The organism is Bacillus sp. TSO22 (genome assembly GCF_020223595.1).
Classification (GTDB): domain Bacteria; phylum Bacillota; class Bacilli; order Bacillales; family Bacillaceae; genus Bacillus; species Bacillus inaquosorum.
In genome coordinates this window covers 383956-399745 of record NZ_JAHAWO010000009.1, presented here as the reverse complement: position 1 = coordinate 399745, position 15790 = coordinate 383956, and the positions used below count along the sequence as shown (strand labels likewise).

At 46.5% G+C, this 15790-nt stretch carries 14 protein-coding genes and 1 riboswitch; all 14 genes read left to right on the top strand.

What is annotated here, in order from left to right; all coding sequences use genetic code 11:
* Positions 1 to 49 precede the first annotated feature (49 nt).
* The 14 genes from pyrR to cysC all read left to right on the top strand — a co-directional run bounded on the left by pyrR (position 50) and on the right by cysC (position 15710).
* Positions 50 to 595, top strand: a complete 546-nt coding sequence (pyrR, locus tag KHQ79_RS10510) for a bifunctional pyrimidine operon transcriptional regulator/uracil phosphoribosyltransferase (RefSeq protein WP_003221477.1) — start codon at positions 50 to 52, stop codon at positions 593 to 595.
* A gap of 174 nt (positions 596 to 769) precedes the next feature.
* Positions 770 to 2077, top strand: a complete 1308-nt coding sequence (gene pyrP, locus KHQ79_RS10505; RefSeq protein ID WP_019258351.1) for a uracil permease PyrP — start codon at positions 770 to 772, stop codon at positions 2075 to 2077.
* Between the two features lie 145 nt (positions 2078 to 2222).
* A complete protein-coding gene (locus KHQ79_RS10500) occupies positions 2223 to 3137 on the top strand; it encodes an aspartate carbamoyltransferase catalytic subunit (RefSeq protein ID WP_060398591.1) in 915 nt (304 codons plus the stop codon).
* Positions 3121 to 4407, top strand: coding sequence for a dihydroorotase (locus KHQ79_RS10495; protein WP_225515088.1), 1287 nt, complete (start codon positions 3121 to 3123; stop codon positions 4405 to 4407). The genes KHQ79_RS10500 and KHQ79_RS10495 overlap by 17 nt, the downstream gene beginning before the upstream one ends.
* On the top strand, positions 4404 to 5498 hold the full coding sequence (locus KHQ79_RS10490; protein WP_060398593.1) for a carbamoyl phosphate synthase small subunit: 1095 nt from the start codon (positions 4404 to 4406) through the stop codon (positions 5496 to 5498). The genes KHQ79_RS10495 and KHQ79_RS10490 overlap by 4 nt, the downstream gene beginning before the upstream one ends.
* Positions 5483 to 8698 (top strand): carbamoyl-phosphate synthase (glutamine-hydrolyzing) large subunit, encoded by a 3216-nt coding sequence (carB, locus tag KHQ79_RS10485; RefSeq protein WP_060398594.1) that lies wholly within the window; start codon positions 5483 to 5485, stop codon positions 8696 to 8698. The genes KHQ79_RS10490 and carB overlap by 16 nt, the downstream gene beginning before the upstream one ends.
* Complete coding sequence (pyrK, locus tag KHQ79_RS10480; protein WP_003238651.1) at positions 8695 to 9465, top strand: dihydroorotate oxidase B electron transfer subunit; 771 nt, start codon at positions 8695 to 8697, stop codon at positions 9463 to 9465. The genes carB and pyrK overlap by 4 nt, the downstream gene beginning before the upstream one ends.
* A complete protein-coding gene (locus KHQ79_RS10475) occupies positions 9465 to 10400 on the top strand; it encodes a dihydroorotate dehydrogenase (RefSeq protein ID WP_225515086.1) in 936 nt (311 codons plus the stop codon). Before pyrK ends, KHQ79_RS10475 begins: the two co-directional genes overlap by 1 nt.
* Positions 10369 to 11088, top strand: a complete 720-nt coding sequence (pyrF, locus tag KHQ79_RS10470) for an orotidine-5'-phosphate decarboxylase (RefSeq protein WP_225515084.1) — start codon at positions 10369 to 10371, stop codon at positions 11086 to 11088. The genes KHQ79_RS10475 and pyrF overlap by 32 nt, the downstream gene beginning before the upstream one ends.
* Positions 11085 to 11717: an orotate phosphoribosyltransferase gene (gene pyrE, locus KHQ79_RS10465; protein WP_284438275.1), complete on the top strand. Its 633-nt coding sequence runs from the start codon at positions 11085 to 11087 to the stop codon at positions 11715 to 11717. The genes pyrF and pyrE overlap by 4 nt, the downstream gene beginning before the upstream one ends.
* Before the next feature lie 144 nt (positions 11718 to 11861).
* Positions 11862 to 11967: riboswitch (SAM riboswitch) on the top strand.
* Positions 11968 to 12129: 162 nt separating this feature from the next.
* The gene (locus KHQ79_RS10460) at positions 12130 to 12831 is read left to right on the top strand and encodes a phosphoadenylyl-sulfate reductase (protein WP_003238646.1); all 702 of its coding nucleotides are present in this window, start codon (positions 12130 to 12132) and stop codon (positions 12829 to 12831) included.
* Positions 12832 to 12842: 11 nt separating this feature from the next.
* Positions 12843 to 13907 carry a sulfate permease gene (gene cysP, locus KHQ79_RS10455; RefSeq protein ID WP_003238644.1) on the top strand — a complete coding sequence of 355 codons (1065 nt, stop codon included), beginning with the start codon at positions 12843 to 12845 and terminating at the stop codon, positions 13905 to 13907.
* 48 nt (positions 13908 to 13955) lie between these two features.
* Complete coding sequence (sat, locus tag KHQ79_RS10450; protein WP_225515082.1) at positions 13956 to 15104, top strand: sulfate adenylyltransferase; 1149 nt, start codon at positions 13956 to 13958, stop codon at positions 15102 to 15104.
* A 12-nt stretch (positions 15105 to 15116) separates the two neighbouring features.
* A complete protein-coding gene (gene cysC, locus KHQ79_RS10445) occupies positions 15117 to 15710 on the top strand; it encodes an adenylyl-sulfate kinase (protein WP_003238641.1) in 594 nt (197 codons plus the stop codon).
* The last annotated feature ends 80 nt before the right edge of the window (positions 15711 to 15790 follow it).

Below are 15790 nucleotides of genomic sequence, written 5' to 3'. Positions count from 1 at the left end.
CTGGCAGGAGGGGTTTTTTTCTTCTATATGAACTGTGAGGTGTCACACATTGAATCAAAAAGCTGTCATTCTCGACGAACAGGCAATCAGACGGGCACTGACCAGGATTGCTCATGAAATGATCGAACGCAATAAAGGAATGAATAACTGCATCCTTGTCGGCATCAAGACAAGAGGGATTTACTTGGCAAAACGCCTTGCAGAACGAATCGAACAGATTGAAGGGAATCCTGTAACAGTTGGTGAAATTGATATTACTCTTTACAGAGACGATCTTTCCAAAAAAACGAGCAACGAAGAACCGCTTGTGAAGGGTGCAGATATTCCGGTAGACATCACAGATCAAAAAGTCATTCTCGTTGACGATGTCCTGTACACCGGAAGAACGGTCAGAGCAGGTATGGATGCGCTTGTTGATGTAGGCAGACCTTCCTCCATTCAGCTGGCTGTGCTTGTTGACAGAGGACACCGGGAGCTGCCGATCCGAGCGGATTATATCGGGAAAAACATCCCGACATCAAAAGCTGAAAAGGTTATGGTTCAGCTTGATGAGGTAGATCAAAACGATCTCGTCGCCATTTATGAAAATGAATAATAGATCACCTTTTTAAAGGCAATCCAGAGAGGTTGCAAAGAGGTGCACAACAAAGTCCCGGAAGTATTCGGCAGGTCTTTGTATGCCTCTTTGCGTAAAAATAGCAAAGAGGTTTTTTTATACAGTCATTGAGTCATCCTAAAATGAAAGTCAACAATCAGGGGGAAATTCATCATGAGTAAGAAAAAAGTAAATTTAGGAGTCAGGGATGTCCCGACACCTTTCTCTTGGGTTTCATTCAGCCTGCAGCATTTGTTTGCCATGTTTGGCTCAACGATTTTGGTTCCGAAGCTGGTCGGAATGAGTCCTGCTGTGGCATTGGTGACAAGCGGCATCGGGACACTTGCTTACCTTCTTATAACGAAAGGGCAAATTCCGGCGTATCTCGGTTCATCCTTCGCCTTTATTTCTCCAATCATACTGGTAAAAGCGACCGGCGGGCCGGGAGCGGCAATGGTTGGGGCGTTTCTTGCAGGGTTAGTGTACGGGCTGATTGCCTTATTGATCAGGCAGCTTGGAACAGGATGGCTGATGAAGATTCTCCCGCCTGTAGTCGTAGGCCCTGTTATTATCGTCATCGGGCTGGGTCTGGCAAGTACTGCGGTAAACATGGCGATGTACGCTGATCCGAACGCAAGTGAATTAGTCTACAGCTTAAAGCACTTCAGTGTCGCAGGAGTTACGCTGGCCATCACGATTATTTGCGCCATTTTCTTACGAGGATTTTTAAGCCTGATCCCTGTTTTGATCGGAATTATCGGCGGATACTTGTTTGCCCTTACTCAAGGGATTGTCAACTTCCAGCCGGTGCTTGACGCGAAATGGTTTGCAGTGCCTGAATTTATCATCCCGTTCAAAGACTATTCACCGTCAGTAACACTCGGCATCGCAGCGGCAATGGTTCCCGTCGCGTTTGTGACAATGTCAGAGCATATCGGCCACCAAATGGTGCTGAGCAAAGTTGTCGGACAAGATTTCATTAAGAAGCCGGGGCTTCATCGCTCCATTATGGGGGACAGCGTGGCGACAATCCTTGCTTCCCTGATCGGCGGTCCGCCGACAACGACTTACGGGGAAAACATTGGCGTGCTGGCCATCACAAGAGTATTCAGCGTCTTTGTCATCGGCGGCGCGGCAGTGATTGCCCTTTGCTTCGGCTTTATCGGCAAAATCTCAGCGCTGATCAGTTCAGTGCCGTCAGCGGTCATGGGAGGCGTCTCCTTCCTGCTGTTCGGAATCATCGCTTCGAGCGGTCTGAGAATGCTGATTGACAACAAAATTGATTATGAAAACAACAGAAACCTCATTATTACATCAGTTATCCTTGTGATCGGTGTAGGAGGCGCATTTATCCAAGTGTCTCAAGGGGGATTCCAAGTGTCGGGAATGGCGCTTGCAGCAATAGTCGGTGTCATCTTAAACCTGATTCTTCCACAGCCGAAGGAAGAGCAGGCAGATACATCTGAACAACATCATATCTAAAACCTTTTAAAGAAAGTCCAGAGAGGCTTGGAAGGGTTATGAAGAGAAGGAAGCTTCAATGCTGCCCTCTATTTAACCATACCCCGAGTCTATCTAAGACCGGGGTTTTTTTCAGCCTTAAAGTTGAAATGAGAGGGGAAAAAACATGAAGCATTTAACGACGATGAGCGAACTCAGTATTGAGGAAATCAAAGATTTGCTTCAAACAGCACAAGACCTAAAAGGCGGAAAAACAGACAATTGGCTTATGGGGAAATTTGCAGCGAACCTGTTTTTTGAACCGAGCACGAGAACGCGGTTCAGCTTTGAGGTCGCAGAAAAAAAGCTGGGTATGAATGTGCTCAACCTTGATGGAACAAGCACAAGCGTGCAAAAAGGCGAAACCTTATACGACACCATCCGGACGCTCGAATCAATTGGTGCGGACGTGTGCGTCATCAGGCACAGTGAGGATGAGTACTATAAAGAGCTTGTCAGCCAGGTGAATATCCCGATTCTGAATGCGGGAGACGGATGCGGCCAGCATCCGACACAATCACTGCTTGATTTAATGACGATTTATGAAGAGTTCAATACGTTCAAAGGGCTTACCGTCTCCATTCACGGCGATATCAAGCACAGCAGAGTGGCAAGGTCTAATGCAGAAGTTTTGACTAGACTAGGTGCCCGAGTCCTGTTTTCCGGTCCTTCGGAATGGCAGGATGAAGAAAATACATTCGGCACATATGTCTCAATGGATGAAGCAGTTGAGTCTTCCGATGTCGTCATGCTGCTGCGCATTCAAAATGAAAGACATCAGTCCGCTGTCAGCCAGGACGGCTATTTAAACAAGTACGGTTTGACTGCAGAACGGGCTGAACGTATGAAGCAGCATGCGATCATTATGCATCCAGCTCCGGTAAACAGAGGAGTCGAGATTGATGACAGCTTAGTCGAAAGCGAAAAATCAAGAATCTTCAAGCAAATGCAAAATGGCGTATTTATCAGAATGGCAGTGATACAGCGTGCCTTACAAACCAATGTGAAAAGAGGAGAAGCAGCGTATGTCATATCTCATTAAAAACGGCTGGATACTTAACAAAAATGGTGAAAAAACAGAAGCGGATATTCGAGTGACAGGAGAAATCATCTCTGAAATCGGCAAGCTTGATGCAGCGGATGCAGAAACAGTAATTGATGCAAAAGGATTGCTTGTTTCACCTGGATTTGTTGATCTCCACGTACACTTCAGAGAGCCGGGCGGAGAGAAAAAAGAAACCATTGAAACCGGCGCAAAAGCAGCAGCGCGCGGCGGCTATACAACAGTAGCAGCAATGCCGAATACGCGGCCTGTTCCTGATACGAAGGAGCAGATGGAATGGGTGCAAAACCGTATTAAAGAAACATCATGCGTCAGAGTTCTTCCGTATGCATCTATTACGATCAGACAAATCGGCAGTGAAATGACAAACTTTGAAGCTTTAAAAGAAGCCGGGGCATTTGCCTTCACAGATGACGGCGTCGGTATACAGACAGCAGGAATGATGTATGAAGCGATGAAACGGGCAGCTGCAATTGACAAAGCGATTGTTGCGCATTGCGAAGACAACTCCTTAATTTACGGAGGAAGCGTTCATGAGGGGACATTCTCCAAAGCGAACGGTCTCAATGGCATTCCTTCTGTGTGTGAATCGGTCCATATTGCCCGCGATGTATTGCTGGCTGAAGCGGCAAACTGCCATTACCATGTATGCCATATCAGCACGAAAGAGTCTGTCAGAGTCGTACGCGATGCGAAAAAAGCAGGAATCAGAGTGACAGCAGAAGTATCACCGCATCATTTGCTGCTTTGTGATGAGGACATCCCGGGGCTGGACACAAATTATAAAATGAATCCTCCGCTCCGCAGCGCAGAAGACAGAGCCGCTTTAATCGAAGGTCTTTTAGACGGAACAATTGATTTTATCGCAACAGACCATGCGCCGCATACAGAAGAAGAGAAAAACACAGACATGAAGCTGGCGCCATTCGGAATTGTCGGCTTAGAAACAGCGTTTCCGCTTCTATACACACACTTTGTCAAAAAAGGCAGCTGGTCGCTGAAACAGCTGATTGACTACATGACAATCAAACCATGCGAAGCGTTCGGTCTCCCATACGGAACATTACAAACGGGGCAAGTCGCTGACATTACGTTAATCGATTTGGAAAAAGAAGCAGTTATAGACAAAGAGACATTTTTATCAAAAGGAAAAAATACACCATTCAACGGCATCAGCTGCACCGGCTGGCCGGTCGCTACAATTGCGGCAGGAAAGCTTGCTTATGAAGAAGGGAGACTTGTCAAATGAAGAGACGATTAGTACTGGAAAACGGGGCGGTATTCGAGGGAGAAGCCTTCGGAAGCTTAGAGCACAGCATGGGAGAAGTCGTTTTTAACACTGGGATGACAGGCTATCAGGAAATTTTATCTGATCCTTCTTACTGCGGGCAGATCGTAACATTAACGTACCCGCTTATCGGAAATTACGGCATTAACCGTGATGATTTTGAATCCATTACCCCTTTTGTGAAAGGGCTGATCATCAAAGAATTATGTGAACTGCCTTCAAACTGGCGTTCAGCATACACATTGGACGAATATTTAAAAATGAAAAACATTCCGGGATTGCAGGGAATTGATACGAGAAAGCTGACAAGAATGATTCGCACGGCAGGCGCGCTAAAAGGAACATTCACTTCACCAGATGAAGATATCGAGGCAGTGCTGAAAAGACTGAACGAAACTGAACTGCCGAGAAATCAAGTATCCCAAGTATCAGCCAAAACAGCATATCCGAGCCCGGGAAGAGGCAAACGCATTGTCTTGGTTGACTTCGGCATGAAGCACGGGATTCTAAGAGAGCTGAACAAACGGAAATGTGACGTTATCGTTGTGCCTTACAACATTACAGCAGAAGAAGTGCTTCAGCTGAAACCGGACGGCATCATGCTTTCTAACGGACCTGGGGATCCAAAAGATGTGCCTGAAGCGATTGAAATGATTAAAGGTGTTCTTGGAAAAGTGCCGTTATTTGGAATATGTCTTGGCCACCAATTATTCGCGCTGGCGTGCGGGGCGAATACTGAGAAAATGAAATTCGGCCACAGAGGCTCAAACCACCCGGTAAAAGAGCTGGCTACCGGAAAAGTCGCCTTAACATCTCAAAACCATGGCTATACAGTGTCATCCATCAACGAAACAGAACTGGAAGTGACACATATCGCAATTAATGACGATACGATTGAAGGGCTGAAGCATAAAACACTGCCGGCATTTACAGTTCAATACCATCCTGAAGCCTCGCCTGGTCCTGAGGATGCCAACCATCTATTTGACAGATTCATTGAAATGATCGAAACAACAGAGAAAGAAGGGGAAGCGGTATGCCAAAACGCGTAGATATTAACAAAATTTTAGTAATCGGATCCGGACCGATCATCATCGGCCAAGCAGCAGAATTTGACTATGCGGGAACGCAAGCCTGCCTTGCTTTGAAAGAAGAAGGCTATGAAGTCATCCTTGTCAACTCAAACCCTGCCACGATCATGACAGATACAGAAATGGCTGACCGGGTTTACATCGAACCGCTCACACCGGAATTCCTGACACGAATTATCAGAAAAGAACGCCCAGATGCCATTCTCCCCACTCTCGGAGGCCAAACCGGTTTGAATCTTGCGGTTGAGCTTTCAGAAAGAGGCGTCCTGGCAGAATGCGGCGTTGAAGTGCTTGGCACGAAGCTGTCTGCGATTCAGCAGGCTGAAGACCGCGACTTGTTCAGAACACTGATGAATGAGCTGAATGAACCGGTGCCTGAAAGTGAGATCATCCACTCTCTGGAAGAAGCTGAAAACTTCGTCAGTCAAATTGGTTTCCCTGTCATTGTCCGCCCGGCATATACATTAGGCGGAACAGGCGGAGGCATCTGCTCGAATGAAACCGAACTGAAAGAAATTGTTGAGAACGGCTTAAAATTAAGCCCGGTGCATCAATGTCTGCTTGAAAAAAGCATCGCCGGCTATAAAGAAATCGAGTATGAAGTCATGAGAGACAGCCAGGATCACGCCATTGTCGTTTGTAACATGGAGAATATTGATCCAGTCGGAATCCACACTGGAGACAGTATTGTAGTCGCGCCGAGCCAAACGCTCAGCGACCGCGAATATCAGCTCTTGCGGAATGTATCGTTAAAACTGATTCGCGCTCTTGGAATCGAAGGCGGATGTAACGTACAGCTCGCTTTAGATCCAGACAGCTTCCAATACTACATTATTGAAGTAAACCCGCGTGTCAGCCGTTCATCTGCTCTTGCATCAAAAGCGACGGGATATCCGATTGCAAAACTCGCTGCTAAAATCGCAGTCGGCCTTTCATTAGATGAAATGATGAACCCGGTGACAGGAAAAACATATGCAGCATTTGAACCGGCTCTTGACTATGTCGTATCCAAAATTCCGCGCTGGCCGTTTGATAAGTTTGAATCAGCAAACAGAAAGCTCGGCACGCAAATGAAAGCGACAGGAGAGGTCATGGCGATCGGCCGCACGCTTGAAGAGTCATTGCTGAAGGCTGTGCGTTCCCTGGAAGCGGATGTGTATCATCTGGAATTGAAAGACGCTGCTGACATTTCCGATGAGCTTCTTGAAAAACGAATTAAAAAGGCCGGTGACGAACGCTTATTCTACTTAGCTGAAGCATACAGAAGAGGCTACACGGTAGAAGAGCTCCATGAATTTTCCGCTATCGATGTCTTCTTTCTGCATAAGCTGTTCGGAATCGTACAGTTTGAAAAAGAATTGAAAGCACATGCTGGTGATACGGATGTGCTGAGACGGGCAAAAGAACTCGGATTCTCTGATAAGTACATCAGCCGTGAATGGGAAATGAAAGAATCGGAGCTTTACAGCTTGAGAAAACAAGCGGGAATTGCGCCGGTTTTCAAAATGGTAGATACATGTGCGGCAGAATTTGAATCAGAAACGCCATACTTCTACAGCACATACGAAGAAGAAAATGAGTCTGTCGTTACGGATAAGAAAAGTGTGATCGTGCTTGGTTCCGGTCCGATTCGAATCGGCCAGGGTGTTGAGTTCGACTACGCGACTGTTCACTCTGTGTGGGCCATTAAACAAGCAGGCTATGAAGCCATTATTGTCAATAACAATCCGGAAACCGTTTCAACAGATTTCAGCATCTCAGACAAGCTGTACTTTGAGCCGCTTACAATTGAAGATGTCATGCATATCATTGACCTCGAACAGCCGGTGGGCGTTGTCGTACAATTCGGCGGGCAAACTGCCATTAACCTGGCTGACGAGCTTTCTGCACGCGGAGTCAAAATCCTTGGGACTTCATTAGAAGATTTAGACCGCGCTGAAGACCGGGATAAATTTGAACAAGCGCTTGGAGAACTTGGCGTTCCGCAGCCGCTTGGCAAAACAGCGACATCAGTTGATCAGGCGGTAAGCATCGCGAGTGACATCGGCTATCCGGTACTGGTGCGCCCTTCCTATGTACTAGGCGGCCGGGCAATGGAGATTGTTTATCATGAGGAAGAACTGCTTCATTACATGAAAAACGCAGTCAAAATCAATCCGCAGCACCCAGTATTAATTGACAGATATTTAACTGGGAAAGAAATTGAAGTGGATGCAGTATCTGATGGTGAAACAGTTGTAATCCCGGGAATTATGGAGCACATTGAACGTGCGGGCGTTCACTCCGGAGACTCAATCGCTGTTTATCCGCCTCAGTCTCTCACAGAGGACATTAAGAAAAAAATTGAACAGTACACGATTGCACTAGCGAAAGGGCTGAACATTGTCGGTTTGCTCAATATTCAATTCGTCTTGTCAAAAGGCGAAGTGTACGTGCTCGAAGTGAATCCGAGATCAAGCAGAACCGTACCGTTCTTAAGCAAAATTACAGGTATCCCAATGGCGAATCTCGCAACCAAAATCATTCTCGGTCAAAAGCTGTCTGCGTTTGGCTATACAGAGGGCCTTCAGCCTGAACAGCAAGGTGTATTTGTAAAAGCACCGGTCTTCTCCTTTGCTAAGCTGAGAAGAGTGGACATTACGTTAGGGCCTGAAATGAAATCAACAGGTGAGGTCATGGGTAAAGATTCTACCCTTGAAAAGGCGCTCTATAAAGCCCTGATTGCTTCAGGCATTCAAATCCCTAACTACGGTTCCGTGCTTTTAACAGTGGCTGACAAAGACAAAGAAGAAGGGCTAGCCATCGCTAAGCGGTTCCATGCGATCGGCTACAACATTTTAGCCACGGAAGGAACGGCAGGTTACCTGAAAGAAGCTTCAATTCCAGCGAAGGTCGTCGGAAAAATCGGCCAGGACGGCCCGAACTTGCTTGATGTGATCAGAAACGGAGAAGCGCAGTTTGTCATCAATACGCTGACAAAAGGAAAGCAGCCTGCACGAGACGGATTTAGAATCAGACGTGAATCAGTAGAAAACGGTGTTGCCTGCTTAACATCTTTAGATACGGCAGAAGCGATATTGCGAGTACTGGAAAGCATGACATTCCGTGCTGATCAAATGCCGGCAGTCAATACAAATCAGGAGGCGGCAGTCACTATATGAAAAAAGCGTATTTGACAGTATGTTCTAACCAGCAAATTGCAGACCGGGTGTATCAAATGGTTCTGAAAGGGGAGCTTGTCCAAGGGTTTACAACCCCGGGACAGTTCCTTCATCTTAAAGTGAGCGAAGCGGTTACGCCTCTTTTGAGAAGGCCGATCAGCATCGCCGACGTCAACTTTGAAAAAAATGAAGTTACCATCATTTATCGAGTAGATGGGGAAGGAACAAGGCTCTTGTCGCTAAAGCAGCAGGGAGAGCTTGTAGATGTCCTCGGGCCTTTGGGAAATGGCTTTCCGGTCAATGAAGTCCAACCCGGAAAGACGGCTTTGCTGGTAGGAGGCGGTGTAGGTGTGCCGCCTCTCCAAGAGCTGTCGAAACGCTTGAACGAAAAAGGGGTCAAGGTCATACACGTTTTAGGATTTCAATCAGCAAAGGATGTTTTTTACGAAGAAGAGTGCCGGCAGTACGGAGACACGTATGTGGCAACAGCTGACGGAAGCTATGGGGAAACTGGGTTTGTTACAAATGTAATTAAACAGAAAAATCTAGAGTTTGACATTCTCCTCAGCTGCGGGCCGACACCGATGCTGAAGGCGTTAAAACAGGAATATGCCCATAAAGAAGTCTACCTGTCTATGGAGGAACGAATGGGCTGCGGAATCGGCGCATGCTTCGCGTGTGTGTGCCATACAAACGAAAGTGAGACATCCTACGTAAAAGTATGTCTCGACGGGCCTGTATTTAAAGCTCAGGAGGTGGCGCTGTAATGCTAGAGGTGAAATTACCTGGGCTTGATTTGAAAAACCCGATCATTCCTGCATCAGGCTGCTTCGGTTTTGGAAAAGAGTTTGCGCGTTTTTATGATTTGTCTTGTCTCGGAGCAATCATGATCAAAGCTACGACAAAAGAGCCTCGCTTCGGGAATCCGACCCCTAGGGTAGCTGAGACTGGCGCTGGAATGCTCAATGCGATCGGTCTGCAAAATCCGGGGCTGGAAAGCGTCTTGCAAAATGAGCTGCCGTGGCTTGAGCAGTTTGATACGCCGATCATTGCCAATGTCGCAGGCTCTCAAGTCGAGGATTATGTTGAAGTCGCGAAGCATATCAGCAAAGCGCCTAATGTTCATGCACTTGAATTGAACATTTCCTGCCCGAATGTGAAAACAGGCGGAATCGCTTTTGGCACGAACCCTGAAATGGCTGCCTGTTTGACGAAAGCGGTTAAAGAGGTTTCAGATGTGCCCGTTTATGTGAAGCTTTCCCCGAACGTGGCAAATATCACAGAAATTGCATCAGCGATCGAAGAGGCGGGAGCGGATGGTCTTACGATGATCAACACATTAATCGGCATGAGGCTCGATTTAAAATCAGGCAAGCCGATATTAGCGAATAAAACAGGGGGACTTTCCGGCCCTGCTGTGAAGCCGGTTGCCATTCGCATGGTGTATGAAGTCAGCCAGGCTGTCAATATCCCGATTATCGGTATGGGAGGCGTGCAGACGGCTGAAGATGCACTGGAGTTTCTTCTCGCGGGAGCAAGCGCGGTCGCAGTCGGAACAGCAAACTTTGTGAATCCTTTTGCATGTCCAGACATCATTGAACAGCTCCCTGCTGTTTTGCGCCAATACGGCTATCAATCAATTGAAGAATGCATCGGAAGGAGCTGGAATCATGAAAAACAACCTGCCCATCATCGCGCTTGATTTTGCATCAGTTGAAGAAACACTTGCATTCTTAGCGCCTTTTCAGCAAGAACCGTTATTTGTAAAGGTTGGAATGGAGCTTTTTTATCAAGAAGGGCCATCCATAGTTAAACAGCTAAAAGAAAGAAATTGCGAACTGTTTTTAGATTTAAAACTTCATGACATCCCGACCACTGTAAACAAAGCGATGAAGCGCCTTGCCGGTCTCGGAGTAGACCTCGTCAATGTTCATGCGGCCGGGGGCAAAAAAATGATGCAAGCAGCTCTGGAAGGTTTAGAAGAAGGTACGCCGGCTGGAAAAAAATGCCCGTCACTTATCGCGGTAACCCAGCTGACAAGCACATCTGAACAAATGATGAAAGATGAACTGCTGATCCAAAAGCCTCTGATCGACACGGTTGTGCACTACAGCAAACTGGCGGAAGAAAGCGGACTGGATGGAGTGGTCTGCTCTGTTCATGAAGCAAAAGCCATTTACCGAGCGGTTTCGCCTTCATTTCTGACTGTCACTCCGGGGATCAGGATGTCAGAGGACGCTGCGAATGACCAAATCCGCGTAGCAACACCTGCAATTGCAAGAGAGAAAGGTTCATCAGCGATTGTGGTAGGACGCTCGATTACAAAAGCAGCAGACCCGGTAAAAGCCTATGAAGCTGTCAGACTCGAATGGGAGGGAATCAAACAATGAAACAAATCATCGCAAAACATCTATTAGACATCCAAGCTGTATTTTTACGCCCAAACGAGCCATTTACATGGGCAAGCGGCATTTTATCGCCAATCTACTGTGACAACCGCCTTACACTATCTTTCCCGGAGGTCAGAAATGATGTCGCCACAGGCATCAGCAAGCTTGTCGAAGAGCATTTTCCTGAAGCTGAAATGATTGCGGGAACAGCAACAGCCGGTATTCCTCATGCTGCTCTGGCGGCTGACCGTTTGAATCTTCCGATGTGTTATGTGAGAAGCAAGCCGAAAGCGCACGGAAAAGGCAATCAGATTGAGGGAGCTGTTCAAAAAGGCCAAAAAACGGTCGTCATTGAAGACTTAATCTCCACAGGAGGCAGCGTGCTTGAAGCTGCGGCAGCTTTACAAGCGGCTGGCTGTGAGGTGCTTGGAGTTGTCTCAATCTTTACGTACGGGCTTCCTAAAGCGCAGGAAGCGTTTGCGAAGGCAGAACTGCCATACTACTCATTAACTGATTATGATACGCTGACAGAGGTCGCGCTTGAAAACGGAAATATTCATTCGGACGATCTAAAAAAGCTGCAAACGTGGAAGCAAAATCCCGAGTCAAAAGATTGGTTTAAAAAATAAAAAATAAATTCCGGTGATGCACAGGGGCTTCAAAGCCTTGCTGTGCGTGAAAACAGGCCTAGAGGCCTGTTTTTTTATTAATCCTATAAAAAAAGTCGGGTTGACTTATGTTAGAATTGTGCTAAAATTTACTACAAATCTAAAAACTTATCAAGAGCGGCTGAGGGACTGGACCTATGAAGCCCGGCAACCTGCACAGTGTGTAAGGTGCTACTTCCAGCAAAATGAATTCCATTTTGAAAGATAAGGGCTACATGCTGTTCCTGTCTTTCTTTCCGCCGGATTGAAAGTTTTTTATTTTAAGAGGAAAAAAGGCTGTTTGCGATATCAGCAGCTGCACCACATTACAATTGGGAAAAGACAACCGGCAGAAAGCTACTGTTTGTTTGTCTCCGAAAGGAGGAAAGAAGAAATGTTAACGTACGATAATTGGGAGGAACCAACGATTACATTTCCGGAAGACGATCCTTATAAAGGAGCGCTGTCAGTTTTAAAGTGGGCATACGGCCATTACGGCAATCAGCTTGTTTATGCCTGCAGTTTCGGAATTGAGGGAATCGTTCTGATTGACTTAATTTATAAAGTGAAAAAAGACGCAGAGATTGTGTTTCTTGATACAGGACTTCATTTTAAAGAAACCTATGAAACGATTGAGCGAGTGAAAGAGCGTTATCCGGGTCTTAATATCATCCTGAAAAAGCCAGATCTTACCCTTGAGGAGCAAGCCGAAGAATATGGTGACAAACTGTGGGAAAGAGAGCCGAATCAGTGCTGCTATCTTAGAAAGGTTGTTCCTTTAAGAGAGGCGCTTTCAGGGCATCCGGCCTGGCTTTCCGGTCTGCGCCGCGATCAAGGGCCAAGCCGTGCCAATACGAATTTCTTAAACAAAGATGAAAAATTCAAATCAGTAAAAGTATGTCCGCTTATCCATTGGACTTGGAAAGACATTTGGAGATACACATCCCGGAATGAGCTGGACTACAACCCGCTTCATGACCAAGGATATCCAAGCATTGGCTGCGCACCTTGTACGGCTCCTGCTTTTACCGCAGAGGATTTACGCTCAGGCAGATGGAATGGTATGGCGAAAACAGAATGCGGATTGCATGAATAAGGAGCTGCAAAATGGAATTAGCCGCTATTTTATTTAGCTTGTTTTTCGCGATGAATATCGGTGCAAGCGGCGCTGCAGCTTCGATGGGAGTTGCTTACGGCTCTGGAGCCATCAAAAAGAAAACCTACGCTTTGATCATATGTGCAGTCGGTGTGCTGGCCGGGGCGGTCATTGGCGGGGGCGAGGTTGTAAAAACCATCAGCTCCGGCATTATCCCCGAGCAGACGATTACACTGACGATTGTTTGCATCATTATTGGAGCCGCTGCGCTGTCGCTCTTTACGGCTAATCTGCTCGGCATTCCATTGTCGACAAGTGAAGTAACAGTCGGCGCGGTTGTCGGAGTGGGAGTGGCTTACAAAGTATTGTTTGTGAACAATCTTCTAGTCATTGTGGCGTTTTGGGTTTTTGTCCCGCTGTTTGCTTTCGGCTTCACCTATTTTGTTTCAAAGCTGTTTAGCTATTTTAAGATTGAAATTAAGTCTTCTAAAAAGCAAAAAATCCTTGGCATTGTTTTGTTAGTTGCCGGATTTTTTGAAGCGTTCTCTGCCGGCATGAACAACGTAGCGAATGCCGTTGGCCCATTAGTAGCGGCCGGTGTGCTTGATGTCGCGAAAGGAACCTTGTACGGGGGAGTTTTTGTCTCCCTTGGCGCACTGTTATTAGGCCGGCGGGTGTTAGAAACAAACGGGAAGAAAATTACGAGATTCTCAAAAGGAGAAGGCATTCTCTTATCCGGTACAGGAGCCGGACTGGTGATCATCAGTTCTGTATTTGGGATGCCGGTGCCCCTGGCGCAAGTCACGTCATCGTCTATTATCGGAATAGGCATGGCAAAAAACGGTCCGAATGTGTTCCATAAACAAGTTGTTCAAACGATGCTGAAGGTATGGATCGTATCGCCGTTTTTATCTTTATCGATTTCTTATCTGCTTGTATCCTTGTTTTTAAAAGAGGATTATTATTCAATCTTTATCATGGTAAGCGTGCTTTTAGCGGCGGGCGGTGCCATCAGCCTGACGAAGGCCATTCGTAAAGAGAGACGCTCTGTCCACGAACAAGGCGGGGGAATCTGATCATTAATCTGAGTTATTTTATATGTTAACTAGGAGGAAATGGATATTATGAGTTTAGCACCACACGGAGGAACATTAGTAAACAGAGTAGATGAATCATATGATGTGAGCAGCATTCAAAAAGAAATTGAACTTGATTTAATTTCTTTCGCGGATTTGGAATTAATCGGAATTGGCGCATACAGCCCGATCGAAGGCTTCTTTAATGAAAAAGATTACGTATCTGTTGTCGAAAACATGCGTCTTTCTTCCGGCGTTGTCTGGTCCCTTCCAATCACACTTCCGGTCGATGCGCAAAAAGCAGCGGAACTGTCAGTCGGTGAAACGGTAAAGCTAACGTATGAAGGAGAAACATACGGCGTGATCCAAATCGAAGACCTGTACGTGCCTGACAAACAAAAAGAAGCTGTCAAAGTGTACAAAACGGATGAGCAGGAGCATCCAGGTGTTAAAAAGCTGTTCAGCCGCGGCGATACATATGTCGGCGGACCGATCACATTGATTAAAAAAGCTTCAAAACAGTTCCCTGAGTTTACGTTTGAACCAGCGGAAACAAGACGCCAGTTTGCGGAAAAAGGCTGGGAAACCATTGTCGGATTCCAAACAAGAAATCCTGTTCACAGAGCGCATGAATACATTCAAAAAACGGCTCTTGAAACAGTAGACGGCTTGTTCTTAAACCCGCTGGTAGGCGAAACAAAATCTGATGACATCCCAGCTGATGTGCGGATGGAAAGCTACCAAGTGCTTCTAGACAATTACTATCCGAAAGACCGCGTGTTCCTTGGCGTCTTCTTAGCGGCGATGCGTTATGCAGGACCAAGAGAAGCGATTTTCCACGCGCTTGTCAGAAAAAACTACGGCTGCACGCATTTTATCGTCGGCCGCGATCACGCAGGTGTAGGTGACTATTACGGAACATACGAGGCACAGGAGCTGTTTGACACATTTAAACCTGAAGAACTCGGAATTACACCGCTGAAATTCGAGCACAGCTTCTTCTGCGAAAAATGCGGGAATATGGGAACAGCGAAAACTTGCCCTCATGGCAGAGAGCATCACGTCATCTTATCAGGCACTAAGGTAAGAGGCATGCTGAGAGACGGTGTGCTGCCTCCTGCAGAATTCAGCCGGGCAGAAGTCGTAGAAGTGTTAATCAGAGGTATGAAGAAAAAAGAAGAAGCAGGCGTATCTTAAGGAGGACTGGCAGTGACAAATCGCGATATCGTATGGCATGAAGCCTCTATTACAAAAGAAGAGTATCAGCAAAAAAACAAGCACAAAAGCTCCATTCTCTGGCTGACAGGGTTAAGCGGTTCAGGTAAATCAACGATTGCCAATGCAGCTGCGAGAGAATTGTTTGAGCAGGGATACCAAGTGATTGTGCTGGACGGGGATAATATCCGTCACGGCTTAAATAAGGACCTTGGTTTTTCTGATGAAGACCGAAAAGAAAACATCCGCCGAATTGGAGAGGTGGCAAAGCTTTTTGTTCAGCAGGGCACCATTGTGATTACTGCTTTTATCTCTCCTTTCCGTGAGGACAGAGAACAGGTTCGCCAGCTTGTGGAAGCAGGCGAATTCAATGAGGTATACATTAAATGCGACCTCGATATTTGTGAACAAAGAGATCCGAAAGGGCTCTACAAAAAAGCAAGAAACGGGGAAATTCCGTTCTTTACAGGAATTGATTCTCCTTATGAAGAGCCGGAAGCACCGGAGCTCGTTCTTGATTCAGGACAGCATGACCGTGAAGAGTGTAAAAACCAGCTGATCGAGTTTGTCAAACAAAAATTGAGCTAAATATGATCTGCTGTGTTCTTCTCAGATGCCGGAATGCAAGCGAGAACAACATCACAGCGAATGTTCTGGAAGAACTCGAA

Excerpts from the sequence above, each read along its gene's own strand:
- pyrK (WP_003238651.1), top strand. The coding sequence starts at position 8,695 with ATGAAAAAAGCGTATTTGACAGTATGTTCTAACCAGCAAATTGCAGAC.
- KHQ79_RS10500 (WP_060398591.1), top strand. The coding sequence starts at position 2,223 with ATGAAGCATTTAACGACGATGAGCGAACTCAGTATTGAGGAAATCAAA.
- pyrE (WP_284438275.1), top strand. The coding sequence starts at position 11,085 with ATGAAACAAATCATCGCAAAACATCTATTAGACATCCAAGCTGTATTT.
- KHQ79_RS10460 (WP_003238646.1), top strand. The coding sequence starts at position 12,130 with ATGTTAACGTACGATAATTGGGAGGAACCAACGATTACATTTCCGGAA.
- pyrP (WP_019258351.1), top strand. The coding sequence starts at position 770 with ATGAGTAAGAAAAAAGTAAATTTAGGAGTCAGGGATGTCCCGACACCT.
- KHQ79_RS10495 (WP_225515088.1), top strand. The coding sequence starts at position 3,121 with ATGTCATATCTCATTAAAAACGGCTGGATACTTAACAAAAATGGTGAA.
- pyrF (WP_225515084.1), top strand. The coding sequence starts at position 10,369 with ATGAAAAACAACCTGCCCATCATCGCGCTTGATTTTGCATCAGTTGAA.
- sat (WP_225515082.1), top strand. The coding sequence starts at position 13,956 with ATGAGTTTAGCACCACACGGAGGAACATTAGTAAACAGAGTAGATGAA.
- cysP (WP_003238644.1), top strand. The coding sequence starts at position 12,843 with ATGGAATTAGCCGCTATTTTATTTAGCTTGTTTTTCGCGATGAATATC.
- KHQ79_RS10475 (WP_225515086.1), top strand. The coding sequence starts at position 9,465 with ATGCTAGAGGTGAAATTACCTGGGCTTGATTTGAAAAACCCGATCATT.
- carB (WP_060398594.1), top strand. The coding sequence starts at position 5,483 with ATGCCAAAACGCGTAGATATTAACAAAATTTTAGTAATCGGATCCGGA.
- KHQ79_RS10490 (WP_060398593.1), top strand. The coding sequence starts at position 4,404 with ATGAAGAGACGATTAGTACTGGAAAACGGGGCGGTATTCGAGGGAGAA.